The organism is Kitasatospora nipponensis, assembly GCF_039528135.1.
GTDB classification, from domain to species: Bacteria; Actinomycetota; Actinomycetes; order Streptomycetales; family Streptomycetaceae; genus Kitasatospora; species Kitasatospora nipponensis.
In genome coordinates this window covers 1-20272 of record NZ_BAAALF010000016.1, presented here as the reverse complement: position 1 = coordinate 20272, position 20272 = coordinate 1, and the positions used below count along the sequence as shown (strand labels likewise).

The window sequence follows — 20272 nt, the reverse complement described above, 5'->3', positions numbered from 1 at the left end:
AGCGTAAGGGGAACTCCTGACGCTGCGTCATTCGGACCAGAAGCCTTGCAACTGGTCGAAGGGCGGCATCACCCGCATCCGGTCGCGAGCCTCCTTCGGCGAGCGTCCCTGCGAGATCATGGCGGTCAAGATCCTCTCGGCCACCTCCACGGCCTCTGAGCTGGCAGTTCCACCTCCGTCAAAGGGGACAGGATCGTCTGCAGTGTCCGTCTCGTGCATCACCCGCAGCGCGGTGACAGGGACTGTCTCCTCAAGTAGGCGAAGCATCGCGCGGACGTTGACCCCGTGTTCATGGCTGACGCTCAGAACCTCCCGAACAAGAGGGTGACTCCTGTTGATCTTGCAGGTGACGCGGCCGTCCTGCCGCCGTACGGTCCACGCGAAGGCGAGTGGGTCACCGTGAGTTCGCGCGGCGATCTGGCCTCGGTGCCGCAGTACCTCGGAGGCCCTGCTGCGAGCATGCGCCGCGATGCGGGTCAGGTGCCGGCGTAGTGCGACAGGTGGGACGACACTGGACTTCCGGATGTCGACACCCCACTCGACATCGGTCTCAGCGGGGATGTCCACGGCGATCCTCGCGAGATTGAACTTCTCCTCGCGCCGAAGGCCGCGAAGTCCCAGCCAGTCGCCCGCGAGGATCAGACGGTTGCGACGGTACACGTAGAACCCCTGCTGGCCGAGCCATCCACCCGGTCCGGCGGCCCTGTCGTACACGTCAGGAGAGAGACGGTGCGTGCTGGGCAGGACGAATGCCTCGACACGGACAGATCCGGAGCCGAGTGGCAGCTCCTCGACGGGAAGGCGCTGAACAGAGGGATGGGAGACCATGAACGGGTCCCAGGCTTGCACCTCGGTTCCTGAGACGCGAAGTGCGAGACGTCTGGCCCCGGAAAGGAAGCGGGCGAAGACCATCCCAAGGTGGGACTCCGTCCGAGCGGCCTCGGAGTAGAACTGCTTCTGGGTGGCTTCGTCATCGGCGTCGACCCCGTCGCTGTGGTAGCCGTTGAGGCGCTTCCAGATCACCACGGTGCCGTGACCGTAGTTCTCGACCAGGCGATCGACAAGCTTCTCAGTGTCGGCGTCCGTGCCCCGAAGCAGTCGCCACTCACCGGACTGTTCGACGATGTCGAGATCCCAGGTGCGGACGTTCCACGTCCCGGCGTCCGAGCTGGCGACCGTGAGCTGTCGCGCCTGCGAGAAGGATGCCGACTTGAGGCCCACCCCGAAGCGGCCCAGATCGTGGGCGGTGCGAGGTGCGGAGGGCCCGCGGGCAGCAACCGTCATAGCGGTCTTCAGCTGATCCGGCGTCATCCCGTCGCCGTCGTCGACGATGGCGATCCAGGAGTCACGGCCAGCCCAGGTGAACTCGACGTCGACCTTCTTGGCACCGGCCGAGATGCTGTTGTCCACAAGGTCCGCCACGGCTGCTTCGAGCGAGTAGCCCAGCGAGCTGAGCGACGCGACCATCCCAGCCGGGTCTGGGGCGGCGACATCGAAATCCACAACCACGCTCCGTGCCGGGTTCCGTCTGAGCTGTAACTGAGTCAGGGCCGCCACGGGTACGCCCGGCCCGGAGGAAGAGATAGCTCGAATCGGAGACAATTCACCTGTGTATCGCTGCACTTCACCGAGAGCGAATGCCCCTGGTCAGGGTAGCTGAGCGAGATCGCCAAGGGCTACCGGTTCCGCACTATCGCCCCAGGATGAACTCGGCCGAAGCAGCTGAAGCTGGCGGCTACCTTCGACCGAATGTGGAGCGGGCTGGAACGTGGCAGCTGAGCGCCTCATAAGACGAACTGGTCTTGGCGGAAGGCTCGGTGGCCTAAACGCGGTCCACGATCTAACCGGGTGACTGCTCGATGATCCAGGGCAGGAAGGCGGGGGCGTGTCGTCGGAGGGCCCGGTCAGCGGGTGCAACACGGTTGACCATGGCAACTGGCTTGGATCCCGACAGGCTGTCGTGCTCGAACTGCAGGAGCTTTGCGAACATGACCAGCGGCCGACCAGCCTCCTCGTCGATGAAGGCCGTGGCTGCGACGACGGCTCTGGAGGTCAGCTGCAACGTCCTGAGGAGATCTAGGCCAGCCTCCCGATCGTTCTTGGTCAGTCGGCGCGCCAGCCGGTCTCGTTCGCCGACCACCTGTGCTGCAGCCAATGCAAGCAGGGCTGACACAGCACTATCCAGCGGTGCACCCGCGTTGGCAAGGCCGCTCGCAATCATCGGCAGGCCAGCAGGGGGAAACGTCAGGGTTTTTCGATCTTGGTCGTCGACCTCGGCGAGACTCAGCACGGCGTCGATAGCGGATCGGTCTACGCAGAACGCGGGGCGCCGACTGCCTTGGTGCACCTCCCATCGCTCGACAGACTTGTCCACCTCGGCTCCTGAGACCAGCGCGCCTAGCAGAGTCTCCAGCGTCTTGATGGAGACCGATTGGACCTCCAACTGAACAGTGGTCCGGATTCGGCGGAGGTCCAGTACCGGTTGGCCTGCCTCGCCGACTGCTCGAAGAATGCCCAGATTCCTGGCTACCTCGTTGTGCGGTTCGGCGCTCTGTGAGTCCTTCAAAGGGGCTTGGGCGTAGGCGATGGCAACACCGTGTTCAAAGCCCAGGCAGACGCTGCGAGCGCGTCCAACCTCGACCAGGATCTCGCCCAGATCCACCTGCTGGCCGGACAGTAAGGGGGCGCCGATCGACGAGTCCCAGTGGAAGTCCTCGTGAGCGACAGCGTTCCGCCAGGCCGGCATGATGACCGATGCCAGTATCGAGCAGAGCGGCTGCGTCTGCTCCGATGCCAGCAGCTCCCGTGCCGTGGCCAGCGTGAGCGCCGGTGGTACGGGGCGGCCAAGGAGCCGGAGGAGGACTTTTGCGGTCCGCTTCACGTCACCCTCTACAACGATCTTGTACATGTCAGCGACTGGGCGCATTTGCTCCTCGGCTGACGGAGCGCCCTTGTAGATGCCCCATGCATTGAACAGACCGCGGTGGGTGGAGAGCATGGCTGGCTCGCTACGGACGTGTTCGGCAATCGCTGACCGAACCTGTTCCGGCTCAACTGCCAACATGCTCGAGACAAGCTCGCGAGTTAGTGCGGCAGCCCGGTGCATAAGCAGAGGACGATCAGCTGCGGCCAGCACGGCCAGGTGCAGTCGTACCTTCCCTGTCAGCACGAGCGAGTCATCGAGCAGATGGCTTGTCTGATCACGCATCCTGCGGTCCAGACCTTCAGGATCCCGAGACCACGCAGCGGCGAGGCGGGCCGCAAACGCTGGCCCCTTGCCCACGCGTAGCTCGCTAGACGGGACTCCGAGGGTGCGGTCGAAGACATCCTCCGAATCAGAACCGTGGCTTGTTGCCGGGATATCCAGCAGAGTTTGCGCTGCGGCGTCCGCACTTTGGCCACGGGTCCTCGCGTCCTGCCACGAGGACTCGTTCCACCCGTCGCCAGCACAGTCCCACACTGCTTGGACGAAGCCTCGTCCATGAGTTGCAAGGTCCTCGACGAGTTGAGCCTCGCCTGCAACTGCATCGGGTGGCGCGAACCGCAGAACCTCGCCCGCGACCGTATCCAGGGCGTCCGCTGAGCTGCGAAGTTGCACAAGCAGTGTCGGGAGGGTTCGGCCGACCACCCGCCCGGTTGAGGCGCCGAGCCCGACCACCTGCTGCGCCAAGGCTCGAAGCCCGAGCCAGAGCTTCGGCAAGGCGGCGTCGTCGAGAACGGTGGCCCACTGGGCCGAGGTCACCGGGATGAAGGCGCGGTGTGAGGCGACAGCAGAGACCCCCGGGCGGCGGAGCGGGCCGGCGCTCGTTGTGATCACCCGTGCTGCTTCACGCGCGCCGTCTTCAACGCGACCCAGAACTTCCGGAAGGTTTTCCAAGTCCACAACGGAAGGATGACAGAGAGCGATCAGCGTGTGTTGAGAGTTTCTCCGACTACTTCGGTTCAGGTCGCTCTACCCTCTGCCGGAGAAGAGCCAGCCTCCGGCCGCCTGTTTGGCCTCACACCGCTGCCGGAAAGACCACACGGCCGAAGGCTGTGACCGACAGGCATGAGGCAGCGGTCGAACGGTCGATGGCAGCCAACTCGTCCCAGGCGTCGCGGGTGCGTTCGTGGAGATTCGGCAGCCGGTCGGCGTGTACTGCCCCGAGGGAACGACTTGCTGCCAGTTCTCTGTGGCGCCAGTGGCCGTCTCTGTGCCGGCGTCGGCTGTTTGGAGGCGGAGACCTCAGAAGCTGCGTCTGGTGCTCAAGTACCAGACCACAGACCCTGGGACCGAGCTCCTTGGCCTGCTCTTGCTCCTCGTGTGGCAGCTGGCCGAGGAGGTTCGGCCACTGTACGACGATCACACGCTCCCAGATCTCGGGAGGAACGGTGTTCGCGAGATGGTGGCTTCGCCCACGGGAAGGTCGCGCAGGCGGCGGTCGCCCTGCTCGGTCTGGCCCACGTATGCCAGCCCGGTTCCCGCCAGGTACACACCGTAGAGGACAGGCCCCGTTACTGCTGGCTGTCCTGACTGTTCGGCAACGAGCAGCTCGCCAACACGATGAGCGAACCTGTAGCGCTGGTCTTGCCACTCCTGCAGCTCCGGGGCGCCGCGAGTCAGGACCTTGAGCGCCCCGTGCCAGGTTGAGTACGCACCCTCGTGCTCCGTAGCCATGGGCTCATTCTTTCTCACCTGTCGAGCGGTACGTGTAGGCGTCCTACCGTTGATCGAGCGCCCAGTAGCCGAAGGACGTGGGGACACCTACTCGCAGAGGTCGACTGACGTCGGACTCACATCTAGGGTGGATGGGCCGCAGAAGCAACTCATGGTGGCCTGCCACCGCGTGCCAGATCCGTGCCAGAACGACCGGTGAACGACGGTCGGCAGGAGGCGTCGACGGCCGTGTCGGAAGGTCGTCAGGACGGACATCGCCGCAGGGCAGAGGTTGTTTTCGGCCCGAAGGACCAAAGATTCCCAAGCTTATAGCGCGAGTTCGATTCTCGTCGCCCGCTCCAGTGGTAAAGGCCCAGCTCAGGGACATGATCCCCAGGCTGGGCCTTTGTCGTTGGTGAGCCGATTCTGGCTTTCGTGCCCCTCGCGTGCCCTCTCGGTCGGTTGTGTCCTTTTCGAGCCTGTGGGTGATTTCCGCATCCATGCTGTCGGCGTTCTTCCTGTCACGCTCGTTGGTGGCGTGCGGATGGCTCGAGTGTCGCGGTTCTGCGCTCTTCTGCGGACTCCTTGCCCGCACCTTGATCCGGCAGGATGGGCGTCATGACAGCCGAGCAGGAGATGCCTCTGACCGCCAGTACCACGATGGCCGCGAGCGCTGATGGCGTGTCGCGTGTGTTCAGCTGGGAGCAGGACGCACGGATCAACGTCCGGAACCTTGGGGCCGAGATCGTCATCGAGGCGAACGCCGCCGGGCTGCGAACTCTCGCCCGCCACGTTCTGACTCTTGCCGAGGCCGGCACCCCGGACGGCAGCCACCTGCATCTCGAAGACAGCAACGGCCTCGAAGAGGGTTCGGTCGGCTTGGTCCTGGAACGGGACGACGGCGAGTAGCGTCGTGTGCCCCGTCCGTGCCCGAAGAGGCGGGGAGGGGCGGTGAATGGCGGTCGACGATGGGGCCGGCCGACTGGGATCAGCGAGCCGCGGGGCGGTGTGGCGGCATGTCAGAGGCGCTGTGAAGCAATCGAGTTGGCGGAATTGCCGAGTGCAGGGCGCGAGCTCGTCGGATGCCGTTCCCGGAACTCCGCAGTGCTTGTGTGCTGTTGGGGGCCCTGATCTCGCCGCCGGTGATTGCTCTTCGCGCGGCGCCCCGGCTGGTGGGCCGGTGTGGTCAGCGGAAGGCCGGGGTGTTGTGGGCGGCCCAGGTGGTGAAGGTGTGCGGGGGGCGGCCCAGGATGTGTTCGATGTCGGGGCTCGGCCGCTGCTCGTCCTCGGTCGGCTCGCCGAGGATGGCCAGGGTGCCCTCGACCACGGGGAGGGGCATGAATCGGGCGAGTTGGGCGTGGGCCTGTGCGCGGGTCTGCTCGGTGAAGTGCACCGGCTCGCCCAGGGCGGCGGCGATCGCGGCCGCGCGTTCGCGTGGGGTGGTCGGGGCGGGGCCGGTCAGGGTGTAGGTGGCGGCCAGGTGGGCGTCCGGGGTCTGCAGGACGGTGGCGGCGACCGCGGCCACGTCCTCGGGGTCGACGAAGGGCAGGCCGACGTCGCCGAACGGTGCCTCGGCCGCTCGTCGGGTGCGGATCGACTCGGCCCAGGCGAAGGCGTTGGTGGCCATTCCACCCGAGCGCAGGACGGTCCAGTCGAGGCCGGACTTCCGCACGGCCGTCTCGAACAGGACGGGGTGCCGGTAGGCCTGGGGCCGGGTTCCCGCGCCCTGTGAGGAGAGCAGCACCACCTGGCTGATTCCGGCGGACCGGGCGGCCGCCAGGATGCCGTCCGGGTCCTCGCCGGCCACCAGCAGGAACAGTGCCCGCGCGCCGTCGAAGGCGTCCCGCAGGCCGGCTGGTTCGGCCAGATCGGCGGCCACCGTGCGGACCCCCGGCGGCACGTCGGTGGCGGTGATGTGCCGCGACACCGCCGTCACCGGCAGTCGTGCCTCGGTGAGCATCCGCACCAGCGCCCGTCCGACGTTCCCGGTCGCACCCGTGACAACGATCATGATGATCCCCTTGATGTGAGTGAGGAGTGAGGAGTGAGGGAGTGAGTTAGTTGACTGACTCACTCCGTTGGGGGAGAAGCTAGCACGGCGGAGTGGTCGGCTGTCTATAGTTAGTCGGGTGACTGACTCAGTGGATTCCCGCTCGGCCGGCCGGGCGGCTGTCGGCAAGCGGCAGCGACTGACCGCCGCCGCCGCCCGGGTCCTGCACGAGCAGGGGGTGGAGCGCACGACGATCGCCGACATCGCCCGCGCCGCCGACGTGCCGGCGGGCAACGTCTACTACTACTTCAAGACCAAGGACGAGCTGGTCGAAGCCGCGCTCGCGGAGCACTCCGGATACCTGGCGACCCTGACCCGGCGGCTCGACCGGCTCCCCAACCCGCGCGAACGCCTCAAGGGCCTGGTGGCCGCGTGGGTCGATCAGCGGGACACCGCGGCTCGCCTGGGGTGTCCCACCGGCACCCTGGCCGTCGAGCTCGACAAGCGGGCCGAGGGCGGGCTCGACCTGGCGGTGGGGCAGGTGATCCGCCAACTGCTGGACTGGGTGGAGCAGCAGTACCGGCAGCTGGGCGTGGCCGATCCCGCGGGCCACGCCCTGGCTCTCGTCGGCGCCTACCAGGGGATGTCGCTGCTCACCAACGCGCTGCGCGATCCGGAGATCATGACCCGCGAGGGCGCCCGGCTGGCCCGGGAGATCGACGGTCTCGTCCAAGGGTGATCGGGTGATCGGAGCCGTCGCGGTCGGCGGAGGGGGCCGCAGGAAGACGCCTTACGACGGCTGCGGGGTCAGGAGGCGGGGGTCGGGGTCGGGGCCAGGGTGGTGTCGAGCCAGTCGAAGGTGACCTGGTGGAAGCGGGACATGGCGCCCATGTGGCAGTGCTCGCCCGCGCCTTCGGCCTCGGTGAGGGTGATCAGGGTGTGCGGGCAGGTCAGGGCGGCCTGGACGCGTTGGGGCTGGCCGCGGAAGAACTGGTCGTTCTCGGCGTCCAGGATGAGGGTGGGGCAGTCGATGAGCTGGGCGACGCCCTCGAGGGTGTAGGCGGCGGTGCGGCGGACGTAGTCCGCGACCGAGGTGGCGCCGAAGGCCCACACCCCGTTGCGCAGGGCCCAGCGGAGTTGGGTGCCGGCCGACATCAGCAGGCCCGCGACGGGGTCGGCGAGGTCGTCCCGTCCGGCCTCGATCCACTCCCGCAGGAACGGCGGCATGACCTGGGTGTGGGCGGCGTGGTAGTCGAAGAGGCCGTCGTCCAGGATCAGGGCGGCCAGGCGGTGTTCGTGGGCGGCGGCGCGGGCGGCGAGGTAGCCGCCGAGGCTGTAGCCGAACAGGACGAGCCGGTCGGGGTCGATCTCGGCGCGGGTCAGCGCGTAGTCGACCACGGGGGTGACCACGGCCTCCCAGTCCGGACGGAAGACCAGCCCCTGCTCGCGCAGCGCCGCGCCCTGGCCCGGTCCGTCGTAGGCCAGTACGTGGTAGCCGCGGCGCAGGGCGGCCGCGGCGAGGGCGAAGTAGGCCTCCTCCAGCGTGGAGTCGAAGCCACTGGTGAAGACGACGGTGGGGCGGGGCGTGCCGGAGTCGTCGACGAGGAAGAGGTAGCCGGGCAGGGTGGTGTCCTCGTAGGGGATCCGCACGGCCTCGACGGGGGTGTCCATCAGGGCCGCGGCGGTCGCGAAGGTCTCGCGCGAGAGCGTGGAGAGGAGCTTGACCTCGGGGTCGTGGGCGGGGTCGTCGCGGCGGTAGAACTCGGCGGTGCGGTAGTAGTTCGACGCGCGCAGCAGGGCCTCGCGCGCGCTGACCCGGTGCCCGGCGGCCAGGGCGCGGCTGCCGATGGCGTGGACGCGCTCCGCGGTCCTCTTCCACTCGCGCAGCCACGCCTCCTCGTCGCCCTCGCCGATGGTGCGGGCGGTGGCCACGACCTCGCCCAGGTCGGCGCCGCCGTAGCCGGCGAAGCCGGCCGTGCGCAGCGTCTCGAAGGAGAACGACTCGTCCTCGTACAGGAACCGCATGAGGTGCCTCCAGCCTGTTGTCGAGACGGAACGGGTGCGTCTCGTCTGCTGGCGACCCTAGCCCCCGTCTAGTCGAGACGCAACCGTTCCGTCTGGTGTAGGTTCGGGGCATGCCCAGCTCGCCCGCCCCTCGGGACCCCGCCCCCGCCGCCCCGCCCGCCGCTCCCGAGCGCCGGCTCCCCGGCGGGCCGGTGCTCCAGGACACGGTGACCGCGGCGATCGCGGCCGCCTTCTTCGAGGAGCTGGCGTCGGTCGGTTACGCGCGGCTCTCCCTGGAGGCGGTCGCCAAGCGGGCCGGGGCGGGCAAGGCCGCCATCTACCGCCGCTGGCCGTCCAAGCTGGAGATGACCGTCGCCCTCGTCTCCGCGGTCGCCGTGGACGCGCCCGAGGTCGCCGACAGCGGCACCCTGCGCGGCGACGTGCTCGCCTTCCTCGCCGACATCGCCGGCGCGCTGCGCCACCGGCTGCCCTCGAGGATCATCCCCGACCTGCTCGCCGAGAGCACCCGCAGTCCCGAGCTGGCCCGGGCGCTCTTCGCCGCCGTCCGCGACACCCGCCGCAGCAAGGCCACCCGCCTGTTGGACCGGGCGGTCGAGCGCGGCGAACTGCCCGCCGACGTGGACCGCGAACTCGCGCTCGACTTCCTGGCCGGCCCGCTCTACTGGCGCCTCGCGGTCGTCCACACCCCGACCGACCCCGACTACCTCGACCGCCTCGCCGACAAGCTGCTCGCCGCCTTCCGCGCCTGAGCCCCGGTCCTGTCCGGGCGAGGGTGACGGTTCCGGGGGCGTGGAGTCCTGGAGCGGCCGTGGTCGGGCGCGGCGCGTTCGGCGCCGGCCGCGCGGGGGCGGAAGTCTTGGCGCTCGGGGGCCTGACGGACGGTTCTTCGGGGACGGGGACGGGGACGGGGACGGGGACGGGGACGGGGACGGGGACGGGGGCGGGGACGGGGACGGGGGCGGGGGCGGCTGTTGCGGCGGGGGATCGACCCGGGCCGGCGGCGGAACGGCTGCGACGTCGGGGGTGACGGGGGGTCAGCAGGGCCTTGCTAATGACCGACCGGTCAGTCAGTATGAGGCCCACGGCAAGCGGCGACGGCGGAGGTGTGGCCAGGGTGATGGCGCGGGTGCGGGATCCGGAGGGCAAGCGGACGGCGCTGATCGAGGCGGGGCTGCGGCTGGCGGGGCGGGGCTTGCAGGGGCTGAGCGTCAATGACGTGACCAGTGAGGCGGGGGTGGCCAAGGGGACGTTCTACGTCCACTTCGCCAGCCGGGCGGAGTTCGTGCTCGCGCTGCACCGGACCTTCTACGACCGCACGGTCGAGCGGATCCGGCGGGCGGTCGACTCGATGCCGGTGGGGCGGGCGGCACTGGAGGCCGGGTCGTACGCGTACCTCGACTCGTGCCTGGAACAGCGGGCGCTCAAGGCCCTGTTGCTGGAGGCCCGGTTCGAACCGCTGATCCAGGAGGAGATCGCGGCCCGGAACGAGGGTCATGCCCGTTTCGCCGCACCGCAGTTCGCGGCGATGGGGTGGCCCGAGCCGGAGGTCAGCGCGCGGCTGTTCGTCGCCCTGTCGTCCGAGGCCGCGCTGCTGGAGCTGGCCGGCGGTGGCCCCGACCCGTCCGTGCGGCGGGCGTTGGCCGGTTTCCTCGGTGCGCACGGCGCACCGTCCACCAGGGAGGAAGAGTGCGGGGAGGCACGGGAATGAAGGCGTTCGTCACCGGCGGCACCGGGTTGCTCGGCGGCAACCTGATCCGGTCGCTGCGGGAGCAGGGGTACGAGGTCACCGCGCTGGTGCGGGACCGGCTGGTCGGCGAGCGGGTGCTCGGCGACACGGGGGCGCGGCTGGTGGAGGGCGACCTGCTGGACGTCGGCCGGTTCGCCGCCGCGCTGGAGGGCTGCGACGTGCTGTTCCACACCGCGGCGTACTTCCGTGAGACGTTCCAACCGGGCGAGCACGACGACCGGTTGCAGGCGGTCAACGTGGACGGCACCGTCGCCCTGCTGGAGGCGGCCGACCGGGCGGGCGTGGGGAAGGCGATCCACGTCAGCTCGGCCGGGGTGGTCGGCCACCGGCCCGGCGGCGGGCCCGCCGACGAGAGCGTGCCGGCCGACCGGGGCGTGCTGCGCAATCCCTACCTGCGCAGCAAGGTGCGCTCGGAGCAGGCGGTCGCCGACTTCCTGCGGACCCACCGGCTCCCGGTCGTGGTGATCCTGCCCAGCTGGCTCTTCGGCCCGCACGACACCGCCCCCTCCAGCAGCGGACGGCTGGTGCGCAACTTCCTGGCCGGCGCGATCCCCGCGGTGCTGCCCGGCGGCGGCAAGGTGGCCGACGCCCGGGACGTGGCGCAGGCGATGATCGCCGCGGTGGAGCACGGGCGCAGCGGGGAGCGGTACATCGTCGGGGGCCCGTACGCCTCGACGCGGCAGATCTTCAGCACCCTCGAAGCCGTCAGCGGGGTGCCCGCGCCCACCCGGCGGCCGGCGTACCCGGTGGCCCTGACGGTGGCCTGGGTCGCGCAGGGCCTGGCCCGCCTCCGGCGGGTCCCGGCGCTGGTGAACGTCAAGGCGGTCCGCACCCTGCACCACGACAACCCGACCAGCTCGGACAAGGCCGTGCGGGAACTCGGTCTGGTGCTGCGCCCGCTGGAGGAGACGCTGCGCGACACCGTCGACTGGTGCCGGGCCGTCGAGGCCGTCGCGGCGGGCCGAGTCGCGGCGGGCTGAGCCGGCGACGGTGGGGCGCCCGTCGGACGACAGGGCGCCGAGGCCCACCCCCGTAGGTCCTCGGCGGCCTGTCGAACGACGGGATCCCTCGGGTGGACGGGACCGGGTCGGCGCATTCTCCGGCCGTCCGGGGAGGTGGAGGGCGGAGGTCGGTCCGGCGGCTCGGCCGGATTTCTGGAATGCCAGGCGGCGGGTGGTTCCGGGGTCGCCGGAATGCGCCGGGAATGGCTGGCGGTGGGGGATTCGGGACGCGGGAATCCGGCCGGGGTAGGCGGATGGATTTTCGCGGGGCGGGTGGCGTGGGTGGTGCGGGAGCGGGAATGCGTCGGGGAGCGGCTCGGGGATTCCGGGTGCGAGGGGCGGCGGCCTGGGCGGTGCTCCGGCGGCGGCCTGGGCGGTGGCAGGAGCCGGCCGAGCGGGCGGTCGACGAAGGTGGGGCAAGGGGTGGGGCAGGTGCTGGGGAGGTTCATGGTGGCCTTGCTCGGAGCTCGGGACTCCCAGGGCTCGCCGGCGCGAGCCCTGGATGAATGGCGGGTCATGGAGCGGCACATTCGGCGGCCATTCCGCGCCGAACGGGATTGATCAAAGCTCCCGGTGGAATCCGGTGTCAAGCCGTCGGTGGCAGGTCCGGATATTCCGTCCGGGAAGGTGTCGAGTGTCGGGAAAAGGTCGATCATGGACATTCCGGTGTCGATCGGCGAATCGATTCCGGATTTCTTGACTTACTGCTTTCCGTGCGATTGGCTTCACGTGGTCGGCGAGCCGGGGTGCGGTGCGGGGTGGACCGGTGGCGACCGGCTCGTGATCCACTCTGACGCAGCGCGCTTCTCGCGCTCTTCTCATGCTCTTCTCATGGCCCCACCGGGTCGACGCAGGGGGTCGACGCGGGGGCGACGCAGAGGTTCGGCGCGCCGGGACGTTACACCGGCGCGCGCTCCCGAAGGGTCGAGAAGGGCAGTCCTAGGTCGGTTCGACGGCCGGCAGGCCGTTGGTCGCCAGGCGGACCTGGGCGTTGGCCACCTGCGGGCTGCCGCACTCGGTGAAGAGGTCCAGGGACTCCTGCCAGGCCGTCCGCGCCTCGTCCGGGTGCCCGTCGCGCAGCAGGCAGTCGCCCAGGTGGCAGAGCAGCCGCGCGGTGTGCAGCAGGTCGCCGTGGCTGCGCGCCTCCACGAGCGCGGCGCGGCAGTCGGCCTGGGCCGCCTCGTAGTGGCCGGCGACGAAGCGCACCCGGGCGAGGTTGGCGCGCAGGATGTACTGCCGCTCCTGCGGGCAGCGCGCGGCCAGGACCGCCAGCGCCTCCTCCTGGAGGGTCTGCGACTCCTCGTACTCGCCGAGGTCGCCCAGCGTCAGCCCGAGGTTGGACAGGCTCACCGCCAGCAGCCGCGGCTCGTCGAGCTCCCGTGCGTCGGCGGCCACTGCCTCCTGGTAGCCGCGGGCCTCGCTGAGCAGGCCCAGGTCGAAGTGCAGACTGCCGAGGTTGCTCCGGGTGCTCAGCACGCGCCGCAGCTCGCCGCGCTCCAGGTGGATGGCCAGCGCGCGCTCGTAGGCCGCCTTGGCGAGCGGCAGTTCGCGGCGGAAGGAGTGGGCGACGCCCAGGTTGTTGGCCATCAGCGCCGCGACGTGCTGTTCCCCGCCGAGCTGGGCCGCCTCCTCGGCGAGCCGGTAGGACTCGACGAAGGCGTCCAGCCGGTGGCTGCGCATGAAGTGCCCGAACTGGTGGTCCGCCAGCTGCCAGACCGCGCGGTGGTCGCCGGACCGGGCGGCCAGCCGGGTCAGGGCCAGCAGGTTCTCCGCCTCCAGGTCGAACCAGGCGAGCGCGGCCTCGACGTCGGGGAACGGGTCCGGGGTGTCCAGCCGGTGCTCCACCCGCGGTTCGCTCTGCGGGCGGCCGGGGTCCAGCTGGCGCGCGGCCGCGGCGCTGAGGCCGATGTACCAGTCGAGGAGCCGGGCCCGGGCGGCGTCGCGCTCGGCCGCGCCGCCGCTCGTGCGGTGCTGGGCGTAGAGCCGCACCAGGTCGTGCAGCGCGTAGCGGTCCGGTCCGGGCCGCTCCACCAGGTGGACGGCCTCCAGTTCGCGCAGCAGCCGTCTGTTGACGGCGGCCGGCGCGGTGGCCAGGACGGGGCCGGTGCCGATCAGGGCCGCGGCGGCGGCCCCGCCCAGCTGCCCGGGGTGCACGCCGAGCAGTCGGAACGAGCGGGCCAGCTCCGGACGCAGCTGGCGGTAGGTGTGGTCCAGTGCCCGGCCGACCGCGCTGCTGCGGTCGCCCGGCAGCTCCAGGCCGTCCAACCGGCTGCCCTCCGCGGCCAGTTCCGCGACCAGCTCGGCGAGCAGGGCGTCCGGGTCCTCCACCAGGCGGGCCGCGATGATCCGCAGTGCCAGCGGCAGCTCGCCGCCGAGGGTGGCCAGCGCCAGGGCCTGGTCGGGCTCGGCGGCGATCCGCTCGGGCCCGAGGATCCCGCTGAGCACCTCGACGGACTGTTCCGGGGTCATCCGGCCCAGTCGGACCGGCACCGCGCCCGACTCCACCACGAGCGTGCCCAGTGCCCCCCGGCTGGTCACCAGGGTCAGGCAGCCGGGCGCGCCGGGCAGCAGCGGCCGGATCTGCTGGTAGTCCCGGGCGTTGTCCAGGACCACCAGCATCCGGCGCTCCGCCAGGCAGGAGCGGTAGAGGTCCTCGCGGGCCGACTCGGTGGCCGGTACCTGCGGACCCGCCACGCCGAGCGCGATCAGGAACCGCTCCAGGACCTGGGCGGGCTCCTCGCAGGCGCCCTCCGCGTAGCCCCGCAGATCGACGAAGAGCTGCCCGTCGGGGAAGTCGTCGGCCCGCTGGCGCGCCCAGCGCACGGCCAGCGCGGTCTTGCCGGCGCCGGCCGGTCCGGTGACGATGGCGATCCGCGGGCCGCCCGGGGCTCCTCGCCAGACCGCGTCGAGGCTGTCCGCCTCGGCCAGTCTCCCGACGAACCCGTTGGCGGCAGAGGGCAGTTGGGCAGGGCGCGGGGTGCTCGGCCAGCGCTCCGACCAGCTGGTGCCGGCCGGAGCCGGCGCTGCGGCGGGTGCGGGTGCCCCTGCCTGCGCGGGGGCCGGCGCGGGCGGCTGGACGGCCGGCGGCGGTCCCGTCCGGGCGGGTTCGCGCCGCAGCGCCGGGTCGCCGCGCAGGACCGCGCTCTCCATCGCGAGCAGCGAGGGGCCGGGGTCCAGCCCGAAGTCCTCGGCCAGGACCGCGCGCAGCCGCCGGGCCACCGCCAGCGCGTCGGTCTGCCGGCCACCGCGGTACAGCGCGAGCATCAGCCGCTCGGCCAGGCCCTCGCGGGCCGGGTAGGCGTCCAGCAGGGCGGTCAGCTCGGGGACCAGTTGCTGGTGCTGTCCGAGGTCGAGCTCGATGTCGGCCAGCAACTCGTGCGCGGCGAAGCGCTCCTCCTCCAGCCGGCTGCGGGCCGCCTCGGCGAACGGCGCCTCGATGCCGCTCAGCGCGTCGCCGCGCCACAGCGCGAGGCCCGCGCGCACCGCGTGCGCCGCCGCGCGTGCCTCGCCGCGCTCGGCCAGCCGGCGGGCCTCGCCGACGGCGTGGCGGAACGTGCTGACGTCGAGCGCGGACTCCTCGACGGTCAGCCGGTAGCCGCCGTCGGGGGAGGAGAGCGGGTCCGCGCCGTCGGCCCCGAGCAGCTTGCGCAGCTCGGAGAGCGCGGTGTGCACCTGGCCGCGGGCGCTGGCCGGCGGGCGCTCGCCCCAGAGCGCGTCCACCAGCTGCTCGGTGGTCACCGAGCGGTTGGCGTTGAGCAGCAGGAAGGCGAGCAGGGCCCGCCGGCGCGGCCGCTCCACCTCGATCCGGAGCTCACCGCGGCGGGCTTCGAGCGAGCCGAGAATTCCGTAGCGCATGCCGCTGCCCTCAGGGTCGGTGTGGTCGCGTGGGTGTGCCGCCGGACGTGCGGTTCCGCAGGCCCGGACCCCGGCCTGACGGCGACCCTACAAGATCGCCGGAACGCGGTGCCCGGGCCGGTCTCACGTTCGTGTCGGGCGGGGCGTCTACTCGGTGACGGAGGCGGTCGCCAGGAGACCGCCGGGGCTGGCAGGAGGGCGGCCATGAGGACGCACACGCTCATCGACTCGCCGGTGGGGGAGCTCACCGCCATCGCCCAGGACGGCGCGCTGGTGGGGCTGTACTTCGAGGGGCACCTGCGACGGCCCCCGGCGGAGACCTTCGGCGAGCGCACCGACCAGGGGTTCGCGCCGCTCCGCGGCCAGCTGGGCGAGTACTTCGCCGGGGAGCGACGGGAGTTCGACCTGCCGCTGGCCGCCGAGGGCAACGACTTCCAGCACCGGGTCTGGGAGCTGCTGGTGGCCATCCCGTACGGCGAGACCCGCTCCTACGGCGACCTGGCCCGTCTGCTCGGGGACCGGTCGCTGGCGCAGGCGGTCGGGGCGGCGAACGCGCTCAACCCGCTGTCGGTGATCGTCCCCTGCCACCGGGTGCTGGCCGCCGACGGCAGCCTGCGCGGCTACGCGGGCGGGCTCGACCGCAAGCGCTTCCTGCTGGAGCTGGAGGAGCCGGCCGAGCGGCGGAGGGGGCGGCTGTTCTGACCGGGACGGAACGGGACGGGGAGCCCGTCCGGGGCGCGGGCTCACGTTCGGCGGCGCCCGGTCGTCTACCCGGTGTGAGCAAGCCACTGTTCGAGCAGATCGTCACGGACCACGGGCCGATGGTGCTGCGGGTCGTGCGGGCCGTCGTGGGGCCGCACGACGCGGAGGACGCCTGGTCGGAGACCTTCCTCGCGGCCCTGAAGGCCTATCCGGACCTCCCCGCCGACGCGAACGTCGAGGCCTGGCTGGTGACCGTCGCGCACCGCAAGGCGATCGACGCCGTCCGGGCCGGCGCCCGCCGCCCCACGCCGGTCGACGAGCTGCCCGAGCGGCCCAGCCCACTGGGCCGGCCCCAGGACTGGGACCCGGACCTGTGGGCGGCCCTGCGGACGCTGCCCGACCGCCAGCGCCGGTCGGTCGCCTACCACTACCTGGCCGGCCTGCCCTACCGGGAGGTGGCGGCCGTGATGGGCGGCAGTACGGACGCGGCGCGCAGGGCCGCCGCCGACGGCATCAAGGCGCTGCGCGCCCGCTACCCGCGGGACGGGCGGCAGGGGCCGGCCGCCCGGTCGGCCGACGGCCTGAACACGACCTGAACACGACGGGAGGACGAGGACGATGACGAGCACGAGCACGAGCACGGGGGCGACCCGCGGATCCGACGGCGAGGACGTTCGGGAGGCGGACGCGAGCCTGCTCGCCGCGCTGGCCGGCGGCGGTGACGGCGCGGAGGAGGCGCGGGCGATGGCCCGCCTGCACGCCCGGCTGGCCGACGCGGCTCGGGACGCGGGCGTCCTGGACGTCGCGTACCGCACCCTGGACTCCCCGGTCGGCTCCCTGCTGCTGGCCGCGACCGAGCGGGGCCTGGTGCGGATCGCGTTCGCCGTGCAGGACCACGACGCGGTGCTGCAGGTCCTGAGCGACACGGTCAGCGCGCGGATCCTGCGCGCGCCGGGCCGGTTGGACGAGTCGGCCCGGCAGCTGGAGGAGTACTTCGCCGGCCGGCGGCGGCGCTTCGAGCTCCCGCTGGACCACCGGCTGTCCAGGGAGGGCTTCCGGCGCGACGTGCTGACCCACCTGCCCGAGATCGGCTACGGGCGGACCGAGAGCTACGCCGAGGTGGCCGCGGCCGCCGGCAGCCCGCGGGCGGTGCGCGCGGTCGGTACGGCCTGCGCGGGCAATCCGCTGCCGCTGGTGGTGCCCTGCCACCGGGTGGTGCGCTCGGACGGCTCGCCCGGCCAGTACGCCGGTGGCGCGCAGGCCAAGCGCCTGCTGCTCGACCTGGAGGCCGCCGCGGGCCGGCCGTGACCGGTGGCGGCTGCGACGCGGGCCGGCTGTGACCGGTGCCGGCCGTGACCGGTGCGGGTGGCGGACGCCCGCACCGGTGCGGGCGTCAGGAGCCGGCGACGGCGGCGAAGCGGGCGGCGACGTCGTTCCAGTCGACGACGTCCCAGAGCTTCTCGACGTAGTCGGGGCGCACGTTGCGGTACTGGAGGTAGTAGGCGTGCTCCCAGGCGTCGAAGGCCAGCAGCGGGGTGGTGCCCTGGCCGACGTTGCCGTGGTGGTCGTAGACCTGCTCGACGATCAGGCTGCGGCTCAGCGGCTCCCAGCCGAGGATGCCCCAACCCGAGCCCTGGACACCGACGGTGGCGGCGGTCAGCTGCTTGCGGAAGGCCTCGAAGCCGCCGAAGTGCTCCTCGATCGCGGTGCCCAGGGCGCCGTCCGGGCGGTCGCCGCCGTCCGGCGAGAGGTTCTCCCAGAAGAGCGAGTGCAGCACGTGGCCCGACAGGTGGAAGGCGTGCGTCTTCTGCAGCCCGACCAGGGTGCCGAACTGCTCCTTCGAGCGGGCCTCGGCCAGCTGCTCCAGGGTGTCGTTGGCGCCCTTGACGTAGGCGGCGTGGTGCTTGGAGTGGTGCAGCTCCAGGATCTCGGCGCTCATCGCGCGCTCGAGGGCGGAGTAGTCGTACCGGAGGTCGGGAAGCGCGTAGGTGCCCATCAGGACACGGCTCCTTTCGAAGGTGGTGATCGTGCCGGGATCACACTATTGCGCATCACTTGCAACTGCACTGAATATGCTTCAGCATGTTGCCTGCGGGGCCGGCCCCCGTCAGTGGCGGACGGCACCCCCCACGTGGGCGCCTGCCCTTGCTGACGGACGATCGTCTTCCCAACCGGCGCCCGCCGGGACGCGGGGGGTCGGCTCCGCACCGGCGGTGCGACAGGGAATCCGCGATGCCGACGACCGTCGAGGTCCAGCAGCCGGTGGCCGATGCCCGGCCGGCCCACCGGCTCAGCCGCGGCGGTCGAGCGACAGGCCCAGGGCCCGGAAGCTGACCCGCTGGTCGAACCAGAGCAGCCCGACCGTGGTGGCGGCCATCAGCGCGGCCAGCACCAGGTGGCCCGCGGCGCTGGTGATCTCGGCGCCGAGCAGGCCCAGCACCAGGTGCACGCCCATCCGCAGCGAGACGAGGCCGATGGCGATGGCCCGGGTGCGGCCGTTCTTCAGCATCGCCTTGAGCAGCTTGCGCCGCTTGCTCAGCACCGTCAGGCCGATGGTGAGGTTGACCAGGCCCAGGCCGGCCAGCACCATCCAGGCGTTCGGGTCGGCCTTGAGGATGTCGAACGCCCCGCCCATCACGCCCTCGAAGGCGAAGAACCAGGCCGGCAGCGGCTTGACCCCCTGCAACGCCGCGATGTCGGCCGGGAGCTGAGCGGCCTGCGGGGCCTGCGGGGCCTGCGGGGCTTGCGAGGCCTCGGCGACCAGCGCGGTCGGCGTGCTGGCCCGGTTCGACTCGGTGAACATGTCGACGCTGCTGATGCTGATGCTCATGGCCGCCCCCTGGGTGCTGCACGCTGTCCGCTGTCCCGCCCGCCGGCCTCTTGCCGACATCCACGAGTCTGGCGCGCGGGGGGTCACCGCCGGCAGAGACAGCCGTCCGGTCCTCGGTAGGACATCTGTCATACCGAGCACCGGACGACTGTCCGTCAGCGAGCACCGGCCAGCGGAGCCCTCGGGCCCTCGGGCCGTCAGGCGGCCGGGCCGGCGCCGCCCGAACGACGGCGGCCGAGCAGGACGCCGACCGCCACGCCCACGACGCCGACCACGATGCCGGTGATGCCGAGCGCGCGGGCGGTGGAGTCGCTGCCGCCGCTGCGGGCCGCGGTCGTGCCGGTCGGCGTGGCGGAGCCGCTGCTCGCGCCCGCACTCGCGCCCGCACTCGTGCTCGCGCCCGCCGTCGGGGTGCTGCTCGCGCCCGTGCCCGGGGTGGCGCCGCCCGCGGCGGTGAGGTGCAGCGTCGGCGCCGGGTGCTCGGGCTCGGGCTGCCCGGCCTGCGGCACGTCGATCCAGCGGACCACGGTGCCGTTGCCGTACGTCTGCAGGGCCTTGAAGACCACGGTGTCGGTGCCGGCGGGCAGCGCGCCGAAGTCGACGGTGAAGTCCTGGTAGTGGCCGGGCGCGATCTGGCCGCCGGTCCAGACGATCTGCGAGACGGCCTCGGTGATGTCGCCGTCGTCCGTGTGGATCGGGGTGGCCAGCTTGGTGGTCTGGATCTGGTCGGTCCAGCCGGGCACCGGGGCGACCAGCGCGGACGGGATCGGGTGGTCGGTCGGGAGGTCCACCTCGACCTTCACCGTCGAGGCGGTGTCGTCCTCGTCGGGGACCCGGAAGGCGAAGGTCTGGTCGGTGGCGTCGGCGGGCACGCTGGACGGCTGCACGGTGACGTGCGCGGCGGCCGGGCCGGCGGCCAGCAGCACGGCGGCGCCCGCCAGGGCGAGGGCGGCGGTGCGGCGGACGCGGGTGGTGGTGGACGGGAAGGTGATCATGACGGTCCTCAGGTCGGTCGGTCTGCGGAGCGGGACGGCACGCGGGCGTCGGCCCCCACCCGCTGCGCACCGGGGCCGTCCGTGGGGCCGTCCGTGCGGAGGCCGGTGGGCAGGACGCGGTGCCGCGCCGGCCGGGCTCCGGGAGCCGGGCGGGCGGGTGCGGGGTGGGGTCGAGCCGGAGGCGGCGGCCGGCCGGTGGCCGAGGAGCGGGGCACCGCGGGCGGTGGCCTCCCGGGACCGGGTCAGCCCGCCGCGGGCACCGGGGGGCCGCGCCTGATCACGCAGTGCTGCAGCAGTGCCGGAGCCGGCGGCCGGAGCCGGACGGTCGGGGTGCCCGGGGCGGGGCCGGTGGGCTGCCGCCCGGTCCCGGCCCCGACCGGGGACGTCAGCAGCGCGAGCAGCCCGGCCGCCAGCGCCGCGCCCGCCCGGGCCGCGGCCCCGGCCGCCCGGGCGGTGAGCCGGACCAGCCGCCACACGGCCGCCTCGCGGCG

The 20272-nt window shown here is 72.0% G+C and carries 17 protein-coding genes and 1 pseudogene; 8 read left to right on the top strand and 10 right to left on the bottom strand.

Translation table 11 applies throughout. The annotated features are described in order from the left end of the window. Positions 1 to 27 precede the first annotated feature (27 nt). The 3 genes from ABD323_RS07515 to ABD323_RS07505 all read right to left on the bottom strand — a co-directional run bounded on the left by ABD323_RS07515 (position 28) and on the right by ABD323_RS07505 (position 4657). The gene (locus ABD323_RS07515; RefSeq protein ID WP_344440441.1) at positions 28 to 1503 is read right to left on the bottom strand and encodes an ATP-binding protein; all 1476 of its coding nucleotides are present in this window, start codon (positions 1501 to 1503) and stop codon (positions 28 to 30) included. Between the two features lie 337 nt (positions 1504 to 1840). Next, positions 1841 to 3883 carry a hypothetical protein gene (locus ABD323_RS07510; protein WP_344440440.1) on the bottom strand — a complete coding sequence of 681 codons (2043 nt, stop codon included), beginning with the start codon at positions 3881 to 3883 and terminating at the stop codon, positions 1841 to 1843. Between the two features lie 459 nt (positions 3884 to 4342). Then, entirely contained in the window at positions 4343 to 4657 is a 315-nt protein-coding gene (locus ABD323_RS07505; RefSeq protein ID WP_344440439.1) for a hypothetical protein, read from the bottom strand. Positions 4658 to 5254: 597 nt separating this feature from the next. Here ABD323_RS07505 and ABD323_RS07500 point away from each other — a divergent pair. Then, positions 5255 to 5545, top strand: coding sequence for an Imm32 family immunity protein (locus ABD323_RS07500; RefSeq protein WP_344440438.1), 291 nt, complete (start codon positions 5255 to 5257; stop codon positions 5543 to 5545). 277 nt (positions 5546 to 5822) lie between these two features. Here the strand turns inward: ABD323_RS07500 and ABD323_RS07495 are convergent, their stop codons facing one another. Continuing rightward, on the bottom strand, positions 5823 to 6647 hold the full coding sequence (locus ABD323_RS07495) for an SDR family oxidoreductase (RefSeq protein WP_344440437.1): 825 nt from the start codon (positions 6645 to 6647) through the stop codon (positions 5823 to 5825). A gap of 118 nt (positions 6648 to 6765) precedes the next feature. Here ABD323_RS07495 and ABD323_RS07490 point away from each other — a divergent pair, with 118 nt between their 5' ends. Continuing rightward, positions 6766 to 7365, top strand: a complete 600-nt coding sequence (locus ABD323_RS07490) for a TetR/AcrR family transcriptional regulator (RefSeq protein ID WP_344440436.1) — start codon at positions 6766 to 6768, stop codon at positions 7363 to 7365. Positions 7366 to 7433: 68 nt separating this feature from the next. On the opposite strand, the gene ABD323_RS07485 is transcribed toward ABD323_RS07490, so the two are convergent. Continuing rightward, positions 7434 to 8651 carry an alpha/beta hydrolase family protein gene (locus ABD323_RS07485; protein ID WP_344440435.1) on the bottom strand — a complete coding sequence of 406 codons (1218 nt, stop codon included), beginning with the start codon at positions 8649 to 8651 and terminating at the stop codon, positions 7434 to 7436. A 110-nt stretch (positions 8652 to 8761) separates the two neighbouring features. Between ABD323_RS07485 and ABD323_RS07480 the strand changes: the two genes are divergently transcribed. From ABD323_RS07480 to ABD323_RS07470, 3 genes are all read left to right on the top strand, one after another. After that, positions 8762 to 9400 carry a TetR-like C-terminal domain-containing protein gene (locus tag ABD323_RS07480; RefSeq protein ID WP_344440434.1) on the top strand — a complete coding sequence of 213 codons (639 nt, stop codon included), beginning with the start codon at positions 8762 to 8764 and terminating at the stop codon, positions 9398 to 9400. Positions 9401 to 9768: 368 nt separating this feature from the next. Next, entirely contained in the window at positions 9769 to 10359 is a 591-nt protein-coding gene (locus ABD323_RS07475; protein ID WP_344440433.1) for a TetR/AcrR family transcriptional regulator, read from the top strand. Continuing rightward, positions 10356 to 11378, top strand: a complete 1023-nt coding sequence (locus ABD323_RS07470; protein ID WP_344440432.1) for an NAD-dependent epimerase/dehydratase family protein — start codon at positions 10356 to 10358, stop codon at positions 11376 to 11378. The genes ABD323_RS07475 and ABD323_RS07470 overlap by 4 nt, the downstream gene beginning before the upstream one ends. Positions 11379 to 12338: 960 nt before the next feature. Here ABD323_RS07470 and ABD323_RS07465 read toward each other — a convergent pair. After that, complete coding sequence (locus ABD323_RS07465) at positions 12339 to 15254, bottom strand: AfsR/SARP family transcriptional regulator (protein ID WP_344440431.1); 2916 nt, start codon at positions 15252 to 15254, stop codon at positions 12339 to 12341. A 204-nt stretch (positions 15255 to 15458) separates the two neighbouring features. Between ABD323_RS07465 and ABD323_RS07460 the strand changes: the two genes are divergently transcribed. From ABD323_RS07460 to ABD323_RS07450, 3 genes are all read left to right on the top strand, one after another. Then, positions 15459 to 15956, top strand: a complete 498-nt coding sequence (locus ABD323_RS07460; protein ID WP_344440430.1) for a methylated-DNA--[protein]-cysteine S-methyltransferase — start codon at positions 15459 to 15461, stop codon at positions 15954 to 15956. Between the two features lie 74 nt (positions 15957 to 16030). Beyond that, positions 16031 to 16552: an RNA polymerase sigma factor gene (locus tag ABD323_RS07455; protein ID WP_344440429.1), complete on the top strand. Its 522-nt coding sequence runs from the start codon at positions 16031 to 16033 to the stop codon at positions 16550 to 16552. A gap of 22 nt (positions 16553 to 16574) precedes the next feature. Continuing rightward, positions 16575 to 17264 carry a methylated-DNA--[protein]-cysteine S-methyltransferase gene (locus tag ABD323_RS07450; protein WP_344440428.1) on the top strand — a complete coding sequence of 230 codons (690 nt, stop codon included), beginning with the start codon at positions 16575 to 16577 and terminating at the stop codon, positions 17262 to 17264. A gap of 85 nt (positions 17265 to 17349) precedes the next feature. Here the strand turns inward: ABD323_RS07450 and ABD323_RS07445 are convergent, their stop codons facing one another. The 4 genes and pseudogenes from ABD323_RS07445 to ABD323_RS07430 all read right to left on the bottom strand — a co-directional run. Next, positions 17350 to 17952 carry a superoxide dismutase gene (locus ABD323_RS07445; RefSeq protein ID WP_344440427.1) on the bottom strand — a complete coding sequence of 201 codons (603 nt, stop codon included), beginning with the start codon at positions 17950 to 17952 and terminating at the stop codon, positions 17350 to 17352. A gap of 294 nt (positions 17953 to 18246) precedes the next feature. Next, the gene (locus tag ABD323_RS07440; protein WP_344440426.1) at positions 18247 to 18786 is read right to left on the bottom strand and encodes a hypothetical protein; all 540 of its coding nucleotides are present in this window, start codon (positions 18784 to 18786) and stop codon (positions 18247 to 18249) included. Positions 18787 to 18983: 197 nt separating this feature from the next. Further along, on the bottom strand, positions 18984 to 19781 hold the full coding sequence (locus ABD323_RS07435) for a YcnI family copper-binding membrane protein (protein WP_344440425.1): 798 nt from the start codon (positions 19779 to 19781) through the stop codon (positions 18984 to 18986). Positions 19782 to 20023: 242 nt separating this feature from the next. Further along, positions 20024 to 20272, bottom strand: a pseudogene (locus tag ABD323_RS07430) (hypothetical protein); the annotation flags it as partial.